Source organism: Tepidibacter aestuarii, from assembly GCF_934924865.1.
In the GTDB taxonomy this organism is placed as follows: domain Bacteria; phylum Bacillota; class Clostridia; order Peptostreptococcales; family Peptostreptococcaceae; genus Tepidibacter_A; species Tepidibacter_A aestuarii.
In genome coordinates this window covers 370640-396134 of the sequence record NZ_OW235315.1, presented here as the reverse complement: position 1 = coordinate 396134, position 25495 = coordinate 370640, and the positions used below count along the sequence as shown (strand labels likewise).

The window sequence follows — 25495 nt, the reverse complement described above, 5'->3', positions numbered from 1 at the left end:
TTTATACAAATAAAGATAATAAACTAGTCGCTAAAATCAACATAAATGCTCCACCAATACGTGATGAAATCTGAGCAAATGGCATTAATTCCATTCTCTTACTTGCAGAAAGTACTGCTACATCACCAGTTCCACCCATATTTGCCATACATAAACCTCCAGTTATAGATGCTTCTATAGGATAAAATCCAAGTAAGTGTCCCACAACGCCTGAGCCTACTGTAGCACCTACAACTGTAGTAAATACTAATATTATATATATTAGTGATAATGAGCTTATAACTGCATTTAAATCAGTATATGCTACACCAATTCCTACTAATAGTGCTGGTGTAAAGTTTGTCATAACAAACCTAAACCACTGAAATGCACCTTTTTCATACTTTTGAGGCACAATACCTAATACTTTTACAATGGCTACACTTATAATCATTAAAGCATAAGAGTGTATTGGAATAAACTTAGCAAGTATCTTACCCCATACGAAAAAAGTAGTAGAAAGTAATATTCCTATTCCCATCAATTTATAATCAAGCTTTATAACTTCTTTTGATTCTTCTTTAATATCCTCTTGTGACTTCATTAACTTTCCATGTCCAGTTAAATTCTTTCTTTTCTTACCTATTTTATCTAATAAACCAGCAACAACAATTGCCATGGCATTTCCTAACGCAAGGGCCGGAACCATCTTTGACATCATATTAGCAGGATCAACATCTAGCACCTGTCCAAACATTTCTGCTAGTGGAACTGCTCCTGCTCCCATACCTCCACCCATAATAGGTATAGCTATATAAAGTATTGCTTCCTTAGCTCCATATCCCATAATCATACCAACAAGTCCTGTTAATCCTAATGCTGCAATAACCCCTCCAATAATAACAGGTAAATATCTTATAGATGCGCTAATTAAAAGCTTTCTATCCATTCCCAAAATACTACCTGTTATAAGTGCTGCAATGTAAAAACTTAAAAATCCTTCACTTTTCATAAAGTTAGTCATAATTTCTTTTGAACTTTCAGGAAGTATTCCGTATGTTACTAATGCTGCAGATGCAAATATGATAACAATTGCACCTCCACCTAAATAATCTTTTATTATAGGTAAACGATTTCCTAATTCGTTCAGTGATGCACCTATAATCATCATAAGAGGTAGTGCTCCAATTATACCTTTAGGAAGTACTCCCATATAAGTTGCTGTTAAAACAACAATTGATAAAATTATAAACATAGGAAGTGAAATTCCCATTATCTCAAAGCCTTTATTTCCTGTCATATTTTTATCCTTACTTAAAGATGCTGACATACTATTTCCTCCTTCTTCATTTTATATAGACTCATATAATTTTTGAATTGTATATAACATTGATAAAAAACAGAAATGAGTTGTGCGTTAGCATAAAGCGAATTTTATATTCTTGAAATTCCAGTGTCTACAGCAGCCTTTTCAACTGCATTTGCAACAGCTTTCACTATTCTTGTATCAAAAGGTTTTGGAATAATATACTCCTCATTTAATTCACTATCTTGTATTATTTCTGCAATAGCATTAGCTGCTGCAACCTTCATTTCTTCATTAATATCACTTGCTCTTACTGCCAAAGCTCCCTTGAATATCCCTGGAAATGCTAAAACATTATTTATTTGATTTACAAAGTCAGATCTTCCTGAACCTACTACTCTTGCTCCTGCTTCCTTTGCTAAATAAGGCATAATTTCAGGAATAGGATTTGCCATAGCGAATACAATTGCATCCTTATTCATAGAAGCTACCATCTCTTTTGTTACAACATTTGGAGCTGAAACTCCGATGAATACATCCGCATTTTTCATAGCATCTTCTAATTTTCCTTTTTCGTTCTTAGGGTTTGTAATTTTAGCTATTTCTTCTTTTAATTCATCATTAGTTTCTTTACCTTCGTATAGTATTCCATTTATACCACATACTAAAATATTTTTAGCATTCATATTCAGTAACATCTTAACAATTGCTGATCCTGCTGATCCTGATCCATTTACTACAATTTTTATATCTTCCCATTTTTTATTTACTAATTTTAACGAATTTATTAACCCTGCAGTTGTTACAATAGCAGTTCCATGCTGATCATCATGAAATACTGGAATATCTAATTCATCTTTAAGTCTTCTTTCAATTTCAATACATCTTGGAGCTGAAATATCCTCAAGATTAATTCCCCCAAATGTAGGAGCTATTTTTTTTACCAAATCAACAATTTCATCTACATCCTTTGTATCAACACATATAGGGAATGCATCTACTCCTGCAAACTCTTTAAAAAGTACAGCTTTTCCTTCCATTACAGGCATTGCAGCCTCAGGCCCAATATCTCCAAGTCCAAGTACAGCAGTTCCATCACTTACAACTGCAACTAAATTTCCCTTTGAAGTATACTTATATACATCATCCTTATTTTTTGCAATTTCCCTACATGGCTCTGCAACACCTGGTGTATATGCTACACTCAATTCGTCCTTGTTAGCTACAGAGACCTTAGATATTACACTAATTTTTCCTTTATATTCTTCATGAATCTCTAATGCTTTTTTAGAATAATCCATATTTTCATCTCTCCTTTACATTTCCAAATTAGTTATACGTGTTCTTTTGTGTTAATTTAAATGGTATGTTTTTTCGTCATTATTTTCAATATTTACAACTTATTCTAAATATTTTGTGAATTAAAAATATATTGTTATTTTTTTTTCAAACTTAAAATCTCTTATACGCATTAAAAAACTCTTATTGATAATATATTATCAATAAGAGTTTTATTTTTTTTATAACGAATAGGAAATTATATTCCTCTTTAAATTGTGGATAAATATAAATTCCGTTATGAGTTTCAAAAAAGTTTACATTAAAGATTCTTTAGAGAATAACTTTTTTATTTCACTTTATTTATATTTATAGAGATATGAAGGCCTTCCCCTAGAACCATATTCTATCTTTTTATCAATACTTCCTATTTCATCTAGATAGTCTAAATATCTTCTAATAGTAACTTTTGACATCCCCATATTTTCTGATATAACTTCGCTAGATAGTAACTCATCTTTATTTTCTTTTAAAAAATTCATTATTCTATTTAAAGTAAATTTATGCAGTCCTTTTTTTAGATCTTTTTCCTTATTTTCATTGTATGATTTCATAAATAACTTGTCTATTTCCTTTTGTTCTACAAACGGTCTTTTTATTAATAGATTTTTTCTATCTTTATAATTTAATAATGATTTTTCTAATCTCTCAAATTCAAATGGCTTTACCAAATAATCTACTGCACCTAATTTTAATGCTTCGTTAATCTTATCTGTATCATTTGCAGCAGTAACCAATATAAAGTCTATATTTTCATTTTTATTTCTAACCATTCTAAACAGTTCCATACCATCGATTTTAGGCATATAAATATCTAATATTACTAAATCAATTTTAATATCATCTATTTTTTTAATAGCATCTTCTCCATTATTTGCAATACATTTAACCTTAAATCCATCTATTTTATCAATAAATCTTTTATTTAATTCTGCCAACATAGGATCATCTTCTACTACAAGTACATGAATCATCCTTTTTCCTCCTTAGGTATTCTAACTAAAATACTTGTCCCTTCTTTATACTTAGAGTCTATAAGTAGTTCACCGTTTAACTGGTTAATACTCTTTTTAACTAAGAATAATCCTATTCCACCTTCTCCCTCTTTTGTAGTGAAACCTCTTCTGAAGATTCGTTCTATATTTTCATCTTCTATACCAATTCCATTATCATGGACCTCTATTTCTATAAAATCATCAACATCTTCTATTCTAAAATATACTTCTCCATCTTCTCCTTTTCTCACGATAGCTTCCATAGCATTATCTAGTAAATTTCCAATAATAGTAAGTAAATTTTCATTTTGAATGTTTTTATAGTATTTTTCAAGATAACAATTTTCACATAATTCCATATCTACATTCAATTCTTTCGCTCTATTCAACTTACCTAATATAATTGCTGATATAGTTGGATTCTTTATATTTTTCGTGAGGAAAAACCTTATTTGCTCTTGTTCTTTTACAATATCTTTAATATAAATTCTTAATTCATCTATCTCATTTAGCTTTACAAGTCCTAATATAACATGTAATTTATTCATAAACTCATGCGTATTTGCTCTTAGTGCTTGGATGATTTGTGTTACCCCTGTAATCTCTTCTGCTAATCTCTTAACCTTTGTTCTATCATTAAAAGATGCCATAGCTCCTATAATTTTATCTCCATCCTTCATAGGGACCCTATTAGTTAATATAACTGTATCATTGATAATTTGTTCTTCGTTGTACTCACATTCTCCACTTTTTAAAACTTCTAATAATCTACTTGTTGGAAATACATCTAATACATATTCTCCTATTACATTTGGTTTCTTTATATTAAGTATTTTTATGGCATAATCATTAACTAAAGTAATCCTTCCCTTTGAATCAATAGCAATAATCCCTTCTATTATAGATTCAAGCATAGCCCTGTTTTCCTTATATAAATATACAATTTCATAAGGCTCTAAGCCTAAAAGACTATCTTTTGTTTTTTTCGCAATTATTAATGCACCTATTATTCCTAAAATTATTCCAAACAAAGTAAATCCACATATAGTTATGAGTGCATCTTCTCTAAATTCTTTAATATCCTCATATAGTACTCCAACCATTACAAACCCAATTTGCTCTTTTTTATAAAAAATAGGCTCAAAAGCTCTGATTGAAATTCCAAGTGTTCCCTTAGCTTGAGATATATAACCAACACCTTCATTTATAACCTTTACTTCATCTCCTCCTACAAAGCGTTTTCCAATCTTGTCTGGATTTGGATGAGCATACCTTATTCCATTCATATCAGCTATAGTAATAATATCTACTCCATCTAATTCATCTAATAATTCATGTGTGCTACTTTGAATTTTTGTAAAGTCCTTCTCCTTCAATGCATTCTGGATGTCAGGGGAATTGGCTAATATTACTGATATATTTTTTATATTATCTTCTACCTTATTTTGTATATTATCTAATGACCATTTTCCTACAAATAAAATACTCATACCTATGGATACAAGAATTAATACGATTATTAACATAGTAATCTTAGTTTGAAAAGAAATATTTTTCTTCATAATTAGCCCCTTATTAATTCTATAATTACCTATTATTAAGTTTATTACAATAATTCTTAAAAATCAAACAATTGCTCAATTAAGATTTATCTAACTACTATTATCCTTGTTCTAATATTTGTTCAGAGATATGAGTTTTATTTTTTTATAAGCAAAAACACACCATAGAATAACCTTTCTAAGCTCTAATCTATTAGTGTGTTTCTTATTAGTTTAATTGTATTTAATGTTCATATCCTCTCCAAATCTTCAATTTATAAAGATCTAAATACTCTTCTCTAATTTAAGAAGATTCTTTTTTAATTCTATACCTCCTACAGAAGAGAATCCTGTCATTTTTCCGTTACTTCCTATTACTCTATGACAAGGAACAATAATAATTATAGGATTCTTCCCAACTGCACCACCTACAGCACGGCTCTTTTTTGAATCTCCCAATTTTATAGCCATGTCTTTGTAGGTTAAAAGCTCGCCATATGGAATTTCTTCAAGTAGACTCCAAACCTGCTTTTGAAATGTAGTTCCTAATATGTCCAAAGTTAAATCAAAGAACTTTCTGTCTCCTTTAAAATATTCTTGTAATTGATTATAAGCATTTATATTTTTATCTTTATCCTTATAAATATTATCTTCATGAAAGTATTTGTTTAACCAAGATAGCTGTGTCTCATAATTCTCATCAACAAAATTAGCTATACATACTCCTTTATTAGTAGAAGCTATAAACATTTTTCCGAATGCTGTTTCAAATGTATAGTAATATACATTAGTTTTCATATAAAAAGTCCCCCTCTTAATTAATATTCATATACATCCTCGAACTGTAGCTTATAAAGATCACTGTAAATTCCTTCTTGTCCTATAAGATCCTCATGACTTCCACACTCTTTTATTCCATCCTTAGTAAGAACTATTATCTTATCTGCATTTTTTATAGTTGTAAGCCTGTGCGCTATTACTAATGTTGTCCTATTTTTAGAAAGATCATATAGAGATTTTTGGATAATTCTTTCTGTTTGAGTATCAAGTGCAGATGTAGCCTCATCTAGTATCAAAATAGGAGGGTTTTTAAGGAATATCCTAGTTATAGCAATTCTTTGCTTTTGACCTCCAGATAATCTTACTCCTCTTTGACCTATGTATGTATCGTATCCATTTTCAAGAGCTAATATAAACTCATGTGCATTAGCTTTTTTAGAAGCCTCTATTATTTCTTCATCGGTTGCACCGTACTTTCCATAAAGTATATTTTCTTTTATAGTACCTGAAAATAGGAATACATCCTGCTCTACAACCCCTATATTTTTTCTTAAATCGCTTATCTTCATATCCTTTATATTTATTGAATCTATCTTTATGTCTCCACTGCTTACCTCATAAAATCTAGGTATTAATCTTAAAAGTGTAGTCTTTCCAGCTCCAGAAGGTCCAACTATAGCTATTGTTTGTCCAGATTTAACACTCATATTTATTTCTGTAAGTACGCTTTTGTTGTTATTATATCCAAAGCCCACATTATCAAATTCTATGTTTCCTTTTAACTCCTCAATATCTACTGTATATTGCTTTTCTTGAATTTCAGGGTCTATGCTCATAATCTCTATAAACCTTCCAAAGCCTGCCATGCCTCTTTGGTAATTTTCGATTAATGTCGTTATCTTTCGTATAGGCTGTAAAAACATGGATACATATAATAAAAATCCTACTAAATCGCCTGTTGAAAGTTCGTTGTTGTATATAAGATATGATCCATACATTAGTACGACAAGATTTATAATATTTGAAAAAAATGTTATACCACTGAAAAATTGCCCTAATACCTTGTATGAATTTTGTTTTGTCTCTTTAAAGCTTTTATTTCCTATATCGAATTTATCTTCTTCGTATTCTTCATTGTTAAAAGCTTTTACAACTCTTATTCCAGATATAGAATCCTCGGCTTGGGCGTTTATCTCTCCGATCTTTACTCTTAAATCTCTAAATGATTTTTTTAATTCTCTATTTTTACTGATTGCGAATATGAGCATTATAGGGATTATAGAAAATATTACCAGAGTCATTTTGACATTTAATGTAAGCATTATAACGAATGAACCTAAAAAAGTTACGAGAGCTATAAATAAATCCTCAGGTCCATGATGTGCAAGTTCTGATATTTGATTTAAATCATTTACAAGCCTTGACATTATCTGTCCAGTCTTTACTTTATCAAAATACGAAAATGAAAGCTTGTTTATATGCTTAAATAATTCCCTTCTCATATCGTACTCTATTCTAACCCCTAGAGTATGTCCCCAATAATCTACTATAAATTGAAGTATGGCTCTTATTATGTACAGCGTTAAAAGCAATATCCCAAAGTACATAATCATTTTCATATTTTTATTTGGTAATAAATCGTCTATTATTTTTTTAGTCAATACAGGGAATACAAGATTCATTAAAGACATTATAAATGCACAAGTGAAATCGAATATAAATAAAGCACGATGAGGTTTGTAGTACTTAATAAACTCTCTTATCATCAAATCACTCCTTTCATAGTCTTTATTCTATTATAACAAAGTCTTTATTCTAAAGATTTTAGTTGTAGACTTTTTTGAAATTCGTAACGGAAATTATACATACAATTCAAATAAGAATATAATTTCTTACTCATTATAAATCTATTTTTATAAATGTGGTCTATATTTATTCATATATATTTCCTTAAATTCAAAATGCCATTGCTTTAATCAAAGCCATGGCATCTAATCTACTATTATTCCTCAGGTTCAAACTCCCAATCCACTTCATAGTACCCTTTAGTGTTTTCTCCAGTAGCAATAAGTCTATATATAGTATCTTTCTTAATAGGTATAACTATACTAGATTTTTCATTTGTTTTAAAAGTTTTAACTACTTCTCCATTGTATTTATAAAGTCCTATTCTCAAAGATCCTTTTTTAACCTTGGATGAATAATCTATTTTTAAATTTCCCTCCTGATGATACCTTATTTCAGTTTCTTCGCTTGAATTAAAGTTCAAATAACTACTCTTAAATGTATTCCCTGTCTTAATAACTTCACCATTAACAGCTTTTTTATAACTGTCAATTCCTCTATGTATCATCTTGACTGTTAATAATGATCCTCCAGCTAGTACTATAATTAAAATAAATATAACCAATATTTTTTTTACTATTTCTTTATCAATTTTTATACTTTTAGGCATATTTTTATTTTGTGAATTATATTCCACCTCATTGTAAAATCTATTATTATGACTAATTATCAGATATGCAAGAAACCCCAAATGATATGGCACAAATACAGTAGTTATAACCCAAAGTATAGTATCCAACCCTTTATTCTTACTATCTTTATATACATAAACAACTGTAAATATCCAAAATAAAAGTTTACATATGCTAATTATAATACTTACTCCAGCTAATAAAGATACACTTTTCATTGTATCTAAAACTATACCATCACTAAAATTAATATTATCGTACATTAAAATCACTCTTTCTTAATTTTCATCATATAATTATTATACACCAATTGTATATTTATGGTAATAAAATTGTTTTATATTTCTTTTCACAATTTTCTTTTAAAAACATATAGTATGAAACCGATTCCTATGGTACAATATCCTATAATATGAGTTAAGGGGTGATGTTGATGGATTTAAATAAAATACCTAAAATAGAGCTGCATTGTCATCTTGATGGAAGTGTTAGACCTAGTACAATATTAGATATTGCTGATAAAGATAATATAGATATTCCAACTAATGATATAGATGAACTAAAAAAATATATCACTGCTCCTAAAGAGTGTCACTCTTTAGACGAATACTTAGCTACATTTGATATAGCTAATAAAGTTATGCAGACAAAAGAAAATATCAAAAGGATTGCATATGAACTTCTTGAAGATGTTTCAAAGTACAATGTAAAGTATATAGAAATGAGATTTGCTCCTTTATTTCATATGGCAAAAGGGCTTAAATTTGATGAAATAGTTCAAAGTGTTTTAGATGGGATTAAAGAAGCTGAAAGCAAATTTGATGTAAGAGCAAACGTAATACTATGCTGCATGAGACATATGAGTGCTGATGATGCTATATTCGTAATAGAAGAAGGTAAAAAATTTTTAGAAAAAGGCGTTGTTGCTGTTGACCTTGCAGGTAGCGAGAGCTTATACCCACCTGAAAAGTTTAAAGAAGCATTCGATCTTGCTAAAAGTTATGGATATAATATAACAATTCATGCAGGAGAAACTGGAATTGGTGAGAATGTATTTAAATCTATTGAGATGCTTCACGCTCAAAGGATCGGCCATGGAGTATTCGCTAAAGACTGTACTAAATCATATCAAATGCTAAAGGATATGGGAGTAACACTTGAGATGTGCCCAACTAGCAACGTTCAAACAAAAGCAGTTAACGCATACGAAGAACATCCTATAAAAGATTTCTTAGATGATGATATAAGAATTAGTGTAAATACAGACAATATGACTGTATCTGATATAGATTTAGATAGAGAGTTTGAAATATTAAGCGAGGTTAAAAACTTGACTGAAGAAGACTTTAAGAGAATTTATCTATACAGCGTAGATGCATCTTTTGCATCTGATGAGGTTAAGGAAGAATTGAGAAAGTATGTGGATTAGAATAATTTTTTCGTAATTATATAAATAACAAAAACACTCGTGTATAATCCTATAGGATTATACACGAGTGTTTAAATATCTTTTTATATATCTTTCGTTATTTTAACCTTACGAAGTTTTTGATTTAATTCTTCAGCCATGTTCTCCAATTGACAAACTTCTTTAACAATACCCTGTATAGAATCTACTTGTCTTTCTAACACATCTAAAACACCCTGATTCCCTTGAGAAATATCTTTAAAATCTGAAGAGATTTTATGATTTAACTGGACTAAATCATCTCTTTTTTTGGAAATTTTGTCTAATACAAGTAACTGTGAGTTTGTATTTTCTGTAAATAAATCATAATCCTGATATAATTTTTCACAATATATTTTAAACTCTTCAATTATTTTCATAGATATGTTATTATTACTTTTATTATCCGAATTCAATATTATAGTATTAAACTTACATAAACATTGTAATATATTCTCTAAGCTATCTTTAGTTGTTTCAATAGAATTTAAAACATCTTTATACTCCATGGTAAAAGCTTTAGAAACTTCTTTATATAAAAGAAGTTCATTTAAACTTGTATCAAAAGATACTGAAGCATTTTTGTGTATATTGTACATCTGCTCTACAGCTGAAGCAATAATTTGACTTGAAGTATCCATTGTACTAATAAGTTCTAATATTTCATTACATTTAATTTCTAAATCTGTAGAATTTTTAGTTATAATTTCTATTAAATATCTAATACGCTCTGCCATTTTATTAATCGTCTCTTCTAGATCTTTCATCTCCCTAATTACAAATAATTTGTTATCATTAGTTACTGTTAAATCTCCCTCTCCAATTTTCTTTAAATCTGATACGAGACTTTTATAGTTATTACCTATTAATTTAGCAACTAAATATACTAATAGATTGCCTATTAAAATACATACGAAAAATAATAATATTGTTTTTTTAATTATTTCTCTCCTCATTAATTTAACTCTACTATTTTGAATGTCTACACCTATAATTGCATTAATTTCACCTTTTGAATTATAAATTGGTGCATACGCTGTATAGAATGTACCATAATTATCCGTAAAAGGCTTATCAGTAACACTTACCTTTCCATTAAATGCTTCTCCCATTTCTTTTCTATATATAGTAGATTTCATAAATGAACTTTTAGCATCATAAGATGCTAATACAAACTTAGGATTTAATTCATCGGTCTTTATCATTGTATAAACATCATAAACTCCAACTTTTTCTCTATATTTAGCTAAAATATTACACATATCCTTATACTCTTTAGAGTCCGCATCTGTTAAATTTTCATGCATATCACCATCTATTATATATTGAGCTGATATAGCAACCTTCTGTAATAAATCTTGTATATCTTCTATTAATATTTCTGATGAATACATATAGTACATACTTCCAAATAAACTAAGTGTAATTATAATAGTTAACAAAAATCCTATTTGTAGAAATGTTGTAAATGTTATTCCTTTCTTTTTAAATTTAATTAGTCTCATTATATCTTCTCCTATCATTTATCCTTTATGCTATTATAACTTTTTAGAAATTTATTAATTATTCATCTTGATCTCTTAAAATTATCATAATAAGTTTTTTATATTTAACTATTTATTAACCTTTCTATATATAGATGATCTGCTAATGCCTAATACTTCTGATGCTTTTTGTTTACCTTGCTCATCCCATCCAAAATAATCTAAAGCTCTCTCAATTGCTTTCTGTTCAAGTTCCTCAATTGTTTTGAATTTCATATCAGTTTTAATATTAGTATTATTTGAGAAGAATTGCTCAGGAAGGTTTTCTTTAGTAATATAACTACTTTCTTCAAAATTCATTGCATATTCAATTGTATTTCTAAGTTCCCTTACATTTCCTTCCCATTCATAATTTAAAAATATCTCAGCTACTTCTTCAGATAATCCTAATATCTCCTTTTTCATCTTATTCGAAAAAATTCTTATAAAGTGTTTACTTAATAGTAAAATATCATTACTTCTTTCTTTTAAATTCGGAATATTTAATTTAACTATGTTTAATCTAAAATATAAATCCTTTCTGAACTGACCTTTATTAACCATTTCTTTAAGATTGTAATTTGTTGCTGCTATTATTCTTATATCTAATGGTATTTCATCTAACCCACCAACTCTTGTTACTTTTCTATCTTCTAAAACTCTCAGTAATTTCATCTGTAAAAAGGTTGACATATTTTCAATTTCATCTAAAAATATAGTTCCTCCATTAGCTTGTTCAAACTTACCTTGCTTACCCTTTTGATTAGCACCTGTGAAAGCACCTTTTTCGTAACCAAATATTTCACTCTCAATCAAAGTATCAGGAATAGCTCCACAATTAATAGCAACAAAAGGTTTATCACTTCTTGTAGATATTCTATGTATTGCCTTTGCAAATACTTCTTTTCCTGTACCTGACTCACCCATAAGCAAAATTGTTGAATCTGTTTTTGAGGCTTTCTTAATTTTTTTCTTTAATTCAACAATCTCTTTGCTATTACCTATTATATCTTTGAGTATCATTTCATCCATTTTATTATGATCATTTAATTCATTTGATAAAAAAACCTCTTCAATAGTACAAATAATATATTTTATTTCCTTTTTCTCTTTTATCTTCTTTAAAGAAACTCTAATTTTCGTATTAAAATCGTTTATATAAATTTCTTCTTCAGTATTATTTAATAGAATTTCATCTTTTCTTATTTTATTCATAAAGTTTGTTATTTTTTGATTATCTTTATTAATTTCAAAAATCTTTTCTATAACTTCATTTATATATACTTTATCTGTAAACAATTCAAATATTAAAATGCCTTTATTATAGCTATTCATTATATTAATATAATCACTTATTAGCGGATTCATATTTGAATATTCTTTATCTCTAGCGTAAATTATATTGTACATATTTCACCTACTTATTGAATATTCTAAAGTCAAAATCAGGACTACAATTCTAACGGGTTATTTGTTCGAACTCTATAAGGTCATATTACATTCTTCGTCTTAAGACACTATAAATAGCCTGTCAACCTCTGTATCTTCTCAGTCTGCTTCTAAAGGGTTTATTTTTTCTTGCAATTGATTTTTTATATACTCTGATATTACTTTTCTATTGAATACAAATAAATATTTATTTATTTGTATTCAATAGAAAAGGTTTAATTCCTTCAATAAGTTATGTTAGCTACTTAAAAGAAGAGACCTAATTTTAGGTCTCTTCTGTTTTTACATGGAAATTAAAGTACCGGTTCTACCTTCGATTCCATATGCAGCCTTTTCTAAAGATGTAATTAAAGCTTTTCTACCTTCTTTAGAGTTAGCAAACTTAAGGGCAGCTTGTATCTTAGGAAGCATTGATCCTGGTGCAAAATGTCCTTGTTCAATATATGTTTCTGCTTCTTCAACAGATATTTTTTCAAGCCACTCTTCGTTCTCTTTTCCAAAGTTTATAGCAACTTTTTCTACTGCTGTAAGTATTATTAAATAATCTGCATCTAATATTTCAGCTATCTTTTCACTAGCAAAATCCTTATCTATAACAGCAGGTACTCCAACTAAAGAATTTCCTTCTTCTACAACAGGTATTCCCCCACCACCAACAGTAATTACAATGTGTCCTTTGTCAACAAGAGTTCTAACTGTTTCTTTTTCAGCAACATCTATTGGCATTGGAGATGGAACAACTCTTCTATAACCTCTTCCTGCATCTTCTTTTATATTATATCCTTTTTTAGCTTCAAGTTTTTTAGCTTCTTCTTCAGTATAAAAAGCACCTATTGGCTTTGTTGGATTTTCAAAGGCAGGGTCGTTTTTATTAACTATAACTTGAGTTACAACAGTAGCTACCGGTATATTCATATCTCTATTTAATAATTCTTCTCTTATAGCATTTTGAAGATGATATCCTATATATCCTTGACTCATAGCTCCACATTCAGGGAATGGCATTTCTGGAGTTTTAGCTTCTGATTTAGATGATGTTTCCATACCTAAATTTATCATTCCAACTTGAGGTCCATTTCCATGAGCTATTATTACTTCATTTCCTGCATCTATTAAATCAACTATTGGCTTAGCTGTATTTTTAACTAATTCTAATTGTTCTTTAGGGTTTTTCCCAAGAGCATTTCCTCCAAGAGCTACTACTATTTTTTTCTTATTCATAATAAACTCCCCTTTGTCTAATTACTTTATAATTTTCAAATAGTGTTTTTCAATAAATCTCATTAAACTTATTTACTAGACAATCTATTTAGCTACTTCAGCCTTAGCTCTATTCTTAACACCTCTAAACACAATAATCTCTTGAAGTATTATTGATATAATTACTCCTATTGTCAGTGGTATTTTTGTACTAAGTTCTTCAGGAGATGTACTCATTGGAACTACAGTAAATATAAGAGATGAAATAAGAAGTACCATTGGAATATAAGTTATTAACTTTAATTTAATACCACTGCCTTTTACTTTGAAAGGTCGTTCAGCATCAGGATCAATTCTTCTTAGCTTTAAAAAAGCAGGGAACATTGGAATATATGATGCAACCAATGTAACCGCACTTACTCCAAAGAAACTCCAGAAGATATCCTGACTAGGCATAAATGGTGATATTATTACCAAAATTCCTGCAAAGATACCATTAAATATTGTTGCATTAGTTGGTATTCCTGTTTTTTCACTTGTTTTACTGAATATTTTAGGCATATCATTGTTATCTGCTGCATATTTGACAACATAATTTACCCCATATGACCATGATACTAAATTTGCAAACAAAGTGAATATGAACATAATGCCAAGAATAGTTACAAGTATTCCTCCCCCAGTCAAATATCTTATACTGTCAAGAAATCCACTAGAAGCACTCAATTCATCAAGTGGTATTGCTACTCCTATTCCAAATGCAGAAAACATATAGAATATTGCTATAATAATTCCACCAAGTAACAAAGCTTGAGGAATTTGTTTTTGTGGGCTATCCATTTCAGGTGCCAAGGAGGTAATAATCTCTGCTCCACAAAAGTTAAAAATTATAACGGATATAAATGAAAGTCCTACAAGATCTAAACTAGGCAACATAGATTCTATTGTAAATTTTGTTGCCATACCTTTAGTTGCTGCAGTATATATTCCAAGTACACCAATAGAAAGCATTATTAGTACCTTAAATACTGCTGCTGTATTAATAATCCATTTACTTTCGCTTATTTTAAATAAACTTAAAGTTGTAACAATAACTATAAATAACAATTTCAATAATATTTCTACTCCAGTATTGATTTGTAAACCTGTTAATCCAACAAGTAAATCACAAAACAACACAGCCAATGAAGCCATCCAAAGTGGGAAATTAATCCAGTAGTTCCATGCGACTCTAGAAGCCCATTTATTCCCATATGCAGTTTTTACCCAGTCATAAAGCCCACCTTCACAATCATAAGTTGTTCCAAGCTCTGATGAGATTAAACCATATGGAATAAAGAATCCAACCAACATTACTATCCACCAGAAAAACTGTGAATTTCCTATTGATGCTGCTGGTGCAGCAGATTCAGCAACTAATATAATACATACAGATGCCATAACCGCATCAATTAATCTAAATTTTTTCTTTTTCTCAGGCATAGTACCCTCCATTCTGATGCACAATAGTACAACATTATACTGAATAAAAACTTAACTGTAACTTACTTGCTCACATTTATTTTCACCTAATGGTTGCTGCTGTGTAATACAGTGAATATTTCCTCCACCTAGAATGATCTCACGAGCATAAACTCCTACAACTTTTCTGTCTGGAAAAATTTCTTTTAGTTTTTCTTCAGCCAACTTATCGTATTTTTCATCATTGAATAACGGGAATATAATTGCACTATTTGCAATATAGAAGTTTACATATGAAGCCGCTTGACGATCTCCTTCTTCTCTAGGAAGAGTACCATCTACTGAATCTACACCTTCACTTTCTTCTTTTGTAATTACAATTGGATTTGGAATATAAAGTTTGTGAATTTTAAGTTTTCTACCTTTTGCATCAGTCTCATTAATAAGCAAATCATATGCTGATTTTGATCTACTATATTGAGGATCTTTCTCATCATCAGTCCAAGCAAGTATTATCTCCCCAGGTCTAGCAAAGCAACAAATATTATCTACATGCCCATTGGTTTCGTCATTATAAATTCCATCTTTAATCCAAATTACTTTCTCTACATTCAAATATTCCTTTAATGTTTCTTCAATCTCTTCCTTACTTAATTGCGAATTACGTCCTGCGCTTAGTAAGCACTCTTCTGTAACAATACATGTACCTTCTCCATCTACATGAATTGATCCGCCTTCTAGAATAAAACCATCTGTTCTATACTCATCAATATTCTCTATTTCACATACTTTTCTTGCAACGTTATCATCTTTGTTCCATGGGAAATACAAACCATCTACTAGTCCTCCCCACGAATTAAATTCCCAATCTATAGCACGAACTTCACCTTCGTCATTTACTAAAAAAGTAGGTCCAACATCACGCATCCAAGAATCATTGTTAGCCATTTCTACAACTCTAATACAATCTGGTAACATTTGTCTTGCATTAGAAAATTGTTCATCAGAAACAGCCATAGTTACAGGTTCAAATTCTGCAATTGCTGATGCAATCTTAACAAATGCATTTTGAGCAGGCTTTGCACCCAAACGCCAGTTATCTGTTCTTTCAGGCCAAATCATCCAACAACCATCATGTTCTTCAAATTCACCTGGCATTCTAAATCCATCTTTTTTTGGTGTAGAACTTAATTTTCTTGACATTTTTTCCACCCTTCCTTATACCAATTATTTAATTTTCAATAAGAAACCTAATGTAAATTAGGTTTCTTATTGATTTTGCTATAAATTAGAAAATGAATAGAATTTTTTGCATGAATTTATGTCCTTGAGCCTGTCAAAAATGCTTATAGAGTCTTTAAAAATCCTTCTATTCTATTTTTGTGTTTTACTAATGTTTCCTCAGTTGGCACAATATCAAACTTGTGAGTAAAGTAAACTAAAATTGCCATTTGTGCAGTTAAACGGTTTTCTGCTTGATCAAAAGCAACACTGTTGTTTCCTTCTAAGGCTTCACGAGTAACTTCTTCTTTGTCATTTGCTGGTAAACAGTGCATTAAAATTGCACCCGGAGCAGCTTTATCCATTAATTGTTTTGTAATTACATAGTCTGGCATAAACGTAGCTAAACGTTCTTCCTTCTCATCTAATTGTGTTGTCCAGTAAAAACTATCTCCGTAAATTACATTACATTCAGATACTTTTGAAATATCATCTGTAATTTCATATGTAGCTCCAGTTTCAGCACAGTTTTTATCTGCCACTTTTAACCATTCTTCTTGCATTTGATATTTCTTAGGTCCTATTTGTTTGAAGTTCATTCCATATTTAGTACATGTTAATAGTAATGAACGACATACATCTGTTGCATCTCCCATAAAAGCTACTGTTAAATCAGATAATTGTTTACCTTCTGGCATATGTTCCATCATTGTAAAAATATCAGCTAACATTTGTGTTGGATGATATACACAGTCTAATCCATTGATTACTGGAACAGTAGACATTTTCGTTAATGCTTCAGTTGTCTCACCAGAGTTTGTACGTGCCATAAGAATGTCACACATTCTTGATAATACACGAGCAGTATCGTCAATTGATTCTTTTCCACCTAAGTGAATATCACGTGGTGATAAGAATAAGGCGTGTCCGCCTAGCAATGTTGCTGCTGTCTCAAATGATACTCTAGTACGAGTTGAACCTGCTTCAAAAATCATTCCTAGCGATTTATTTTTAAACAAATGTGGTATAGCGTTATCACGTCTCGCATCTTTTAATAAGGTCATTAACTCTAACATATCGTCCATTTCTTTTCTTGTGAAATCATTCATGGTAATCATATGTTTCATATCTTTTTTGTTTAGATTCGTAGCACTTGAAGATGGTAATTTCATAACTTTATTCCTCCTAAATTGTATTTTTTATTATTAATATTGCTTTCAATAAATTATAAAAGCAATTTCTATGCCAATTTTTAGGAATGGCTTAAATACTAGAGTTTATAATTCTGAATATTTATTTTTTTCATATTTTTCTAAATCTTGTTTCATTTTGAAATATATCTTGTTTCATTTTGAAATAAAATTTCGCAAAAAAATAGAACTACAAAACTGCAGTTCTTAAAATTGCTTTTTAATTATATTAATCTCATCTGTTTTATTAAATTGAAGTAAGTCCATCATTAGTTAAGATAACTTTATATAGTTCTGGTCTTCGGTCTCTAAAAATACCCCAGTCTGCTCTTATCATATCAAGCTCATCCAAATCAAACTCTTCAATTAAAATCATTTCATCCGTACGGTTAGCTTCTATAATAATCTGACCTTGAGGTCCAGATATAAAAGATGATCCAAAGAAAGTAATCTCATATTCATCTATCTGTTCCTTTCCTATTCGATTAGATGCTACCACAGGAATAAGATTCGCAGCAGCATGCCCTTGCATACATCTTTGCCAATGATCCTTAGCATCTACAAATACATCTTCTGGTTCAGAACCTATAGCTGTTGGATAAAATAAAATTTCTGCTCCCATTAAAGCCATACAGCGAGCTGTTTCAGGAAACCATTGATCCCAGCAAACTCCTACCCCTATTTTAGCATAGCGAGTATCCCAAACCTTAAATCCTGTATCTCCTGGATTAAAATAGAATTTTTCCTCATATCCAGGTCCATCTGGAATATGACTCTTTCTGTATACTCCAAGTAATTTTCCATCTGCATCAATTACAGCTATAGAATTATATCTTGCATTATTTTTTCTTTCATAAAAACTAATAGGAAGCACTACTTCTAGTTCTTTTGCAATTTTTTTAAAATGTTTAATTGCTTTGTTATTTTCTACTTCTAGGGCATATTTATAAAACTCTTTTTTTTCTTTTTGACAAAAATAAGGCGTTTCAAAAAGCTCTTGCAGTAAGATAATTTGTGCTCCTTTAGAAGCAGCTTCCTTTACAAGCTTTTCTGCTTTTTGAATATTTTCTTCAATATTAGACGAACAACTCATTTGTGTTGCTGCTACTTTGACTTTTCTCATGTTTACATACCTCCATACTCAAAAAGATAAAAATTTATCTAGTATTTATACTAATATCATCATATATATCCCATTATACAATAATTATAGTCTCTTTCAATATTAGCTAAATACATATTTATAAATATAACTTATATTTTTTTAAGCAAGTTCACTTTGAATACCAAATATCTTCTTCTGCATAATTAATAATTATTGGCCATTAATGAAAATAGTAATGATGATAAATTTTCATAATATTTTTAATTGAAAAATAATTACATAAATCGTATAATAAAAGATAATATTCTTACAAAATATTATCTTTTATTATATCAATCAAAAATAAATTTATTAAGGTGGTATAAAAATGGAGCTTTGGTATACTCAACAGCAAACAGAAAACATTCGATTTTCTATGAAGGTAAAAGAACATCTTTTTACAGGAAAAAGTTATTATCAGCAAATAGATATATTTGATAGTGATGAAATGGGAAGATTTTTAATTATTGATGGTATTGTTATGCTTACATCTAAGGACGAATTTATTTATCATGATATGATTGTACATGTACCTATGGCCACAAATCCAGATATTAAGAAGGTTCTTGTGATTGGCGGTGGAGATGGAGGAACCGTTAGAGAACTTACTCGATACACAGGAATTGAAAAAATTGATATGGTAGAAATTGACCGTATGGTAGTGGAAGCTTGCCAAAAATATCTTCCTCTTACTGCAAATAAATTAGATGATAAGAGAGTTCAACTATTTTTTGAAGATGGAATTGAATTTGTTAGAAGATCTAAAGAAAAATATGATTTAGTTATCGTGGATTCTACAGATCCTATCGGTCCAGGAGAAGGATTGTTTACTATGGAATTTTATACATGCTGTTATAATTTGCTTAGCGAGGATGGTATATTAGTAAATCAATGTGAAAGTCCATTTTATGAAAAAAACGCAAAAGAAATGAGAAAAGCGGTACAAAAAATCAAATCATTATTTTCTATCTGTAAAATGTATCAGTATAATATGCCTACATATCCATCCGGTCACTGGTTTTTCGGTTTTGCATCAAAAAAATATGATCCAATTAAAGATTTCAAACCTGAAAAATGGGAATCTCTTGGATTGGAAACAAAGTATTATAATAAGAATATACATGTTGGTTCATTTATGCTTCCTACTTATGTAGAAAAAATGATTGAAGTTGTAGATAAAAAGTAATTTCAGAAAAAATCATTGAATATTCTAAACTTAAAAAAGTGTTTAAAAACTATTTTACAAGAAAATACAACGAGACTGATGTCTAAAGACATAATATATCTAATATAATGAGGTCAGGTTAAATTTTTCTATATAGTAAGATTATTATTAAAACTATCTATGAAAATATTAGCGAATACTTTTAGATATTTTGACTAATATAACTTAGGTTTTATTGTTTAATAATACGTTACGAAATTTATGTGTTCGACCGGAGGGAGTTCGTAAATTTTAGGATTATTAATAAGATAAAACCTTAGTTATATTCAAAATATCGTTGTATTCGCGGTATTTTTATAGGAAGTTTTTGATAACCCACAGCCCCTAAAAAATAACCTAGATTTCGTATATACGAAATCTAGGTTATTTTTTTAAATATTAAACAATCTTATAAACTCTAGCCTCATAAGGCTTTAACTTTATAACATCTGAATCAATCTCATCTACATCATAATTACTAATACATATCTCAAATCTTTTACCCTTATACTCATCAGGTATCTTAAACTCAACTTCCTTATCAAAGAAATTAAGTATAACTAAAACAACTTCATCATCTAATCTTCTAACATATGAGAATATATTCTCATCATCTTTATATATAACATCTAAATCTCCGTATACAATAACAGGATTTTCTTTTCTAAATTTGATAAGCTTTTGATAATAGTAAAATACTGAATTTTTGTCTTCTAGAGATTTCTTAACATTTATCTCTTTATAATTAGGATTGGCATTAATCCAAGGTGTTACATAACTAAACCCTGCATTTTCACTATCATCCCATTGAATAGGAGTTCTAGCATTATCTCTTGATGTTGGCCTTATTCTCTTTAGAAGTTCATCATGTGATACTCCTGCATCTATTTTTTCTTTATAGTAGTTTAGAGTCTCAACATCTCTATAATCCTTCATATCATCAAAATAGACGTTAGTCATACCTATTTCTTCACCTTGATATATATATGGAGTTCCTTGGAATGTATGAATTAAAGTAGCTAGCATCTTAGCAGATTCTACTCTATACTCTTTATCATTTCCAAATCTCGATACCATTCTAGGCTGGTCGTGGTTGTTCATAAATAGTGAATTCCAACCTCTATCCTTTAAGTCTTCATACCATCTCATAAATATATCTTTTACATCCTTTAGCTTCCAATTAGAATCTAAGAATTTATCACTTGGATTGTTAGGCATATCCATAAGATCAAAGTGAAATATCATGTTAAGCTCTTCTCTGTTCTCATCTACGTATAAGTGTCCCATAGAAGAAGGTACACAAGGAGCTTCTCCTACTGTCATCATATCGTATTTACTAAATACTTCTTTATTCATCTCTTTTACATAATCGTGTATCTTTGGTCCGTTTATATATATTCCATCAGGGCTATCTAATACATCTGGAAACCCTTCTTTTTTTGAATACATATTGAATACATCCATTCTAAACCCATCTATCCCTTTATCAAGCCAGTACTTCATCATCTTGTATATATCATTTCTCATATCTTCATTTTCCCAGTTTAAATCTGGTTGTTTCTTAGTGAATAAATGTAGATAATATTGACCTGTTTCTTCATGATACTCCCAAGCACTTCCTCCGAAGAATGATTTCCAATTGTTTGGATAACTTCCATCTTCTTGTGGATCTCTCCATATATAATAGTCCCTATACGGATTGTCTTTTGAAGAACAAGCTTCTACAAACCACTTGTGTTCATCAGAACAATGGTTCACTACTAGATCCATAAGTATCTTTATTCCTCTATCGTGTGCTTCCTTTAATAACCTGTCGAAGTCCTCCATAGTTCCAAACTCATCCATTATATCTTGATAATCGCTTATATCGTATCCATTATCATCATTTGGTGATTTATATACAGGAGATAGCCATATTACATCTATTCCAAGTAATTTTAAGTAATCTAGCTTTTCTATTATTCCATTTAAATCTCCTATTCCATCTTGGTTTGAATCTTTAAAGCTTCTTGGATATATTTGATATACTACTGCTTCTTTCCACCATGTTCTTTTCATATATATCTCTCCTATTTTATACTTCCAGCTGTAACACTCTTTATAATATGTTTTTGAGCTATAAAGTAGAATATTATAACTGGTATTATAGTTAATGTAAGTCCTGCTAGAGCTAAGTGCCACTGCTTAGTGTACTCTCCAAAGAAGAAGAATGTTCTAAGTGGTATAGTGTGAGTTTCTGGTCTATTTATAATTAGAGATGGAAGTAAGAAGTCATTCCATATCCAAACAGTATTCAGTATTGATACTGTTATAGTTATAGGCTTTAATATAGGGAATATAATGTACCAGAAAGTCTGCCACTTGCTACATCCATCTATAGTAGCTGCCTCATCTAATTCCTTAGGTATACCCTTTACAAATCCATGGTATAAGAATATTGAGAGACTGCATCCAAATCCTAAATACGTGAACATAAGTCCTGGTATGTTTAACATGTTAAGTTTTCCCATCATACGTATAAGCGGTAACATTACAGCTTGGAATGGTATTAACATCGCTGCTATAAATGCGAAGAATATAAATCCACTTAACTTTGTTTTTGTTCTCTCAAGCATCCATGCTGCCATTGCTGAACATATAACTATAAGTATTATACTTCCAACTGTTATAATAAGAGAATTTAAAAACACATGGAAGAAATCTAATCTGTCTAGTGCCTCTACGAAATTATCGAAATTTAATGACTTTGCCAATCCTAAAGTATCTTGGAATAATTCTTTTTTAGTCTTAAAAGCATTAACAACTATAATATAAAAAGGTGAAAGATATATTAATCCAACAATAGCACCTATTAATCCTAAAAGTAGTTTTCTAGTCTTCATTACATTTCCACCTCGCCTTTTTTAGTGATATATACTTGGCTTAATGTTATTCCCCCTATAACTAAGAAGAATATAACCGCTTTAGCTTGTGCTACACCCATGTTGTTGAATTTAAAAGCTGTATTGTAAATATTCATAGCGAGCATTTGAGTAGAGTTTGCAGGTCCTCCTCCTGTTAAAGACAAGTTTTGATCGTATAACTTGAATGAGTTTGAAAGAGTTAAGAACAAACTAACTGTAAATGCTGGTCTTACAAGTGGGAATATTATATTCTGCACTCTTTGCCAAGCATTAGCTCCATCTATTCTAGAAGCTTCTATCAATTCTTGAGGTATATTTTGAAGTGCTGCTATATATATAATCATTAAATATCCTGACATTTGCCAAGACATAAGTATTACAAGTCCCCAAAAGCCTGTTTCAGTATTAGATAACCATCCTAAAAGCCAAGTATGTCCAGTAGCTTCTCCTAATGCTGCAAAAGCTTTTGTAAATATAAACTGCCATATAAACCCTAATATAAGCCCACCAATTAAGTTTGGCATAAAAAATATTGTTCTAAGAACATTGCTCATTTTAAGCCCTCTAGTAACTAATAATGCTAGAGAAAAACCTATTATATTTATAGTAATCACAGAAGCTATAGTGAATTTAGTTGTGAATATAAATGAGTCTAAAAATCCCGTATCCTTAAATACTTCCATGTAATTTTCGAATCCAATGAATTTAATATTTGAACTTATTCCATTCCAATCTGTAAATGAATAATATATTCCGAATAAAAGTGGTATTACAACTATTAATGTGAAAGTAAATACTGCTGGCCCTACGAAGCCCCAAAATGCTAGTCTATTCTTTTTCATAAAATTCTCTCCTTTACTATGAACTTCAAGCCACCTATTTTTTTTACTTCTTTTTTAAAATAGGAAAGTCTAATTAGACTTTCCTATTTATATTTTATTATCTATTGTCTTGCTTTAGCCCAAGTAGCTTTAGCATTTTCAACTAATTCATCCCAAGTCATATCTCCTGCAACATATTTTTGTATATCTGCTCCAAGATTATCCATTCCCCAAGCTGATGGATATCCCATGAATACCCAAGGCATAGTTTTTCCTTCGTTAGAGTATCTTATTATTTCCTTAGCTAATGTATCTTTTGGTTGTAAATTATCTGCATCATATCCTTTTAATGCTGGTATAAACTTAAATTCATTTATTATTAAATCTTTTCCTTCATCAGAAGTATATAGCCAATTTAAGAAGTCTTTTGAAGCTTTCTTAACTTCTTCATCTTTACCATTATTTATTGACCAGTACATTGGAACTCCAACTGGTATAGAATCTTCTTTTACTCCTTCAAGAGGCATAGGAAGCATTCCTATATTAGCTGCTAATTCTTCATCAATACCTGCTACACTTCCATAAGCCCAGTTACCTTGTTGTATTATAGCAACTTGACCTAAAGAGAATAGTTCTTCAACTTGAGTTGAGTAATCAACACTGTTTAAAGAAGCTTTCTTTCCATCTGGCATATATGCATAATCAGCTTGTAGATCTAAAAGTTTTTTCAATGAATCAGCATATTTAAACTCTATTTCCTTTGCATTAAATGTATTAGTTATATCTCCAAATTCATTTGAGAAAGCAACATTTGATAAATGAAGTCCAGTTACCCAAGTTTCTTTTGCTGGGAATGCAAATACAGATTTAAGACCTAATTCTTCTTTTTTAGAATCAAGTAATTTAACTGCTTTTTCTAAATCAGCAAATGTCTTTATAGATTCTGGATCTATTCCAGCTTTTTTGAATAATTCTTTGTTATATATAAATCCATATCCTTCTTGATTGAATGGCATACCATATATTTTTTCATCTCTAGTTACAGGAGCTAAAGTTCCATCATACGCCTGAGATACCCAAGATTCAGTCGATAAATCTTCCAGCTTTTCACTCCAGTCGATCATATCTTGAGGTCCACCTATATTGAATATTGCAGGTTCTTCTCCAGATGCAAACTTAGATTTTAAAGCTGCACCATAGTCATCTCCTCCACCTACTGTTTGAATATTGATTTTTACATTAGGATTTTTCTCCATATACATATCAGCTGCTTTTTCTAAAGCATCTTTAGCTTCTACTTTGAATTGGAAAATATCTACATTAACTTTATCACTGGCACTATCTTGAGAAGAACCACAAGCAGTTAATGACAGCATTAATGCTAAAACACATGCAAATACCGAAAATACTTTTTTCTTCATTTTCACCTTTCACCACTCCTTTTGTAAAATTTAATAAATTCTTTGTGCAATCGTTTGCACTAGATTGTAAAAAAATATAGGCTATAGACTTATTG

The 25495-nt window shown here is 29.8% G+C and carries 20 protein-coding genes; 2 read left to right on the top strand and 18 right to left on the bottom strand.

Annotation, left to right across the window (positions count from 1 at the left end):
• Position 1: 1 nt before the first annotated feature.
• The 7 genes from M2214_RS01905 to M2214_RS01875 form a co-directional block, all read right to left on the bottom strand.
• Positions 2 to 1309: a 2-hydroxycarboxylate transporter family protein gene (locus tag M2214_RS01905; RefSeq protein WP_248482190.1), complete on the bottom strand. Its 1308-nt coding sequence runs from the start codon at positions 1307 to 1309 to the stop codon at positions 2 to 4.
• Between the two features lie 104 nt (positions 1310 to 1413).
• Positions 1414 to 2586, bottom strand: a complete 1173-nt coding sequence (locus M2214_RS01900) for an NAD(P)-dependent malic enzyme (RefSeq protein WP_248482187.1) — start codon at positions 2584 to 2586, stop codon at positions 1414 to 1416.
• A 336-nt stretch (positions 2587 to 2922) separates the two neighbouring features.
• On the bottom strand, positions 2923 to 3597 hold the full coding sequence (locus M2214_RS01895; protein WP_248482185.1) for a response regulator: 675 nt from the start codon (positions 3595 to 3597) through the stop codon (positions 2923 to 2925).
• Positions 3594 to 5180 carry an ATP-binding protein gene (locus M2214_RS01890; RefSeq protein ID WP_248482183.1) on the bottom strand — a complete coding sequence of 529 codons (1587 nt, stop codon included), beginning with the start codon at positions 5178 to 5180 and terminating at the stop codon, positions 3594 to 3596. Before M2214_RS01890 ends, M2214_RS01895 begins: the two co-directional genes overlap by 4 nt.
• 264 nt (positions 5181 to 5444) lie before the next feature.
• Complete coding sequence (locus M2214_RS01885) at positions 5445 to 5957, bottom strand: methylated-DNA--[protein]-cysteine S-methyltransferase (protein WP_248482181.1); 513 nt, start codon at positions 5955 to 5957, stop codon at positions 5445 to 5447.
• Between the two features lie 20 nt (positions 5958 to 5977).
• On the bottom strand, positions 5978 to 7705 hold the full coding sequence (locus tag M2214_RS01880) for an ABC transporter ATP-binding protein (RefSeq protein WP_248482179.1): 1728 nt from the start codon (positions 7703 to 7705) through the stop codon (positions 5978 to 5980).
• A gap of 236 nt (positions 7706 to 7941) precedes the next feature.
• Positions 7942 to 8679, bottom strand: a complete 738-nt coding sequence (locus M2214_RS01875; protein ID WP_248482177.1) for a PLD nuclease N-terminal domain-containing protein — start codon at positions 8677 to 8679, stop codon at positions 7942 to 7944.
• A 170-nt stretch (positions 8680 to 8849) separates the two neighbouring features.
• On the opposite strand from M2214_RS01875, the gene add reads away from it, so the two are divergent.
• The gene (gene add, locus M2214_RS01870; RefSeq protein WP_248482175.1) at positions 8850 to 9845 is read left to right on the top strand and encodes an adenosine deaminase; all 996 of its coding nucleotides are present in this window, start codon (positions 8850 to 8852) and stop codon (positions 9843 to 9845) included.
• An 83-nt stretch (positions 9846 to 9928) separates the two neighbouring features.
• Here add and M2214_RS01865 read toward each other — a convergent pair whose 3' ends face one another.
• From M2214_RS01865 to aguB, 7 genes are all read right to left on the bottom strand, one after another.
• Complete coding sequence (locus M2214_RS01865; RefSeq protein ID WP_248482166.1) at positions 9929 to 11368, bottom strand: methyl-accepting chemotaxis protein; 1440 nt, start codon at positions 11366 to 11368, stop codon at positions 9929 to 9931.
• 108 nt (positions 11369 to 11476) lie between these two features.
• Positions 11477 to 12796: a sigma-54 interaction domain-containing protein gene (locus M2214_RS01860; protein WP_248482164.1), complete on the bottom strand. Its 1320-nt coding sequence runs from the start codon at positions 12794 to 12796 to the stop codon at positions 11477 to 11479.
• A gap of 321 nt (positions 12797 to 13117) precedes the next feature.
• On the bottom strand, positions 13118 to 14056 hold the full coding sequence (gene arcC / locus M2214_RS01855; protein WP_248482162.1) for a carbamate kinase: 939 nt from the start codon (positions 14054 to 14056) through the stop codon (positions 13118 to 13120).
• 84 nt (positions 14057 to 14140) lie between these two features.
• Positions 14141 to 15517 carry an APC family permease gene (locus M2214_RS01850; protein WP_248482160.1) on the bottom strand — a complete coding sequence of 459 codons (1377 nt, stop codon included), beginning with the start codon at positions 15515 to 15517 and terminating at the stop codon, positions 14141 to 14143.
• A 51-nt stretch (positions 15518 to 15568) separates the two neighbouring features.
• Positions 15569 to 16699 carry an agmatine deiminase gene (gene aguA / locus M2214_RS01845; RefSeq protein ID WP_248482151.1) on the bottom strand — a complete coding sequence of 377 codons (1131 nt, stop codon included), beginning with the start codon at positions 16697 to 16699 and terminating at the stop codon, positions 15569 to 15571.
• Positions 16700 to 16842: 143 nt separating this feature from the next.
• Positions 16843 to 17889: an ornithine carbamoyltransferase gene (gene argF / locus M2214_RS01840; protein WP_248482149.1), complete on the bottom strand. Its 1047-nt coding sequence runs from the start codon at positions 17887 to 17889 to the stop codon at positions 16843 to 16845.
• A gap of 265 nt (positions 17890 to 18154) precedes the next feature.
• Positions 18155 to 19030, bottom strand: a complete 876-nt coding sequence (aguB, locus tag M2214_RS01835) for an N-carbamoylputrescine amidase (protein ID WP_248482147.1) — start codon at positions 19028 to 19030, stop codon at positions 18155 to 18157.
• A gap of 349 nt (positions 19031 to 19379) precedes the next feature.
• Between aguB and speE the strand changes: the two genes are divergently transcribed.
• Positions 19380 to 20237 (top strand): polyamine aminopropyltransferase, encoded by an 858-nt coding sequence (gene speE, locus M2214_RS01830; protein WP_248482145.1) that lies wholly within the window; start codon positions 19380 to 19382, stop codon positions 20235 to 20237.
• Between the two features lie 417 nt (positions 20238 to 20654).
• Here speE and M2214_RS01825 read toward each other — a convergent pair whose 3' ends face one another.
• From M2214_RS01825 to M2214_RS01810, 4 genes are all read right to left on the bottom strand, one after another.
• Positions 20655 to 22313 carry a glycoside hydrolase family 13 protein gene (locus M2214_RS01825; RefSeq protein ID WP_248482143.1) on the bottom strand — a complete coding sequence of 553 codons (1659 nt, stop codon included), beginning with the start codon at positions 22311 to 22313 and terminating at the stop codon, positions 20655 to 20657.
• 11 nt (positions 22314 to 22324) lie between these two features.
• Positions 22325 to 23137 (bottom strand): carbohydrate ABC transporter permease, encoded by an 813-nt coding sequence (locus M2214_RS01820; RefSeq protein ID WP_248482136.1) that lies wholly within the window; start codon positions 23135 to 23137, stop codon positions 22325 to 22327.
• The gene (locus M2214_RS01815) at positions 23137 to 24000 is read right to left on the bottom strand and encodes a carbohydrate ABC transporter permease (RefSeq protein ID WP_248482134.1); all 864 of its coding nucleotides are present in this window, start codon (positions 23998 to 24000) and stop codon (positions 23137 to 23139) included. Before M2214_RS01815 ends, M2214_RS01820 begins: the two co-directional genes overlap by 1 nt.
• A gap of 101 nt (positions 24001 to 24101) precedes the next feature.
• Positions 24102 to 25400: an ABC transporter substrate-binding protein gene (locus M2214_RS01810; protein ID WP_248484727.1), complete on the bottom strand. Its 1299-nt coding sequence runs from the start codon at positions 25398 to 25400 to the stop codon at positions 24102 to 24104.
• Positions 25401 to 25495 lie beyond the last annotated feature (95 nt).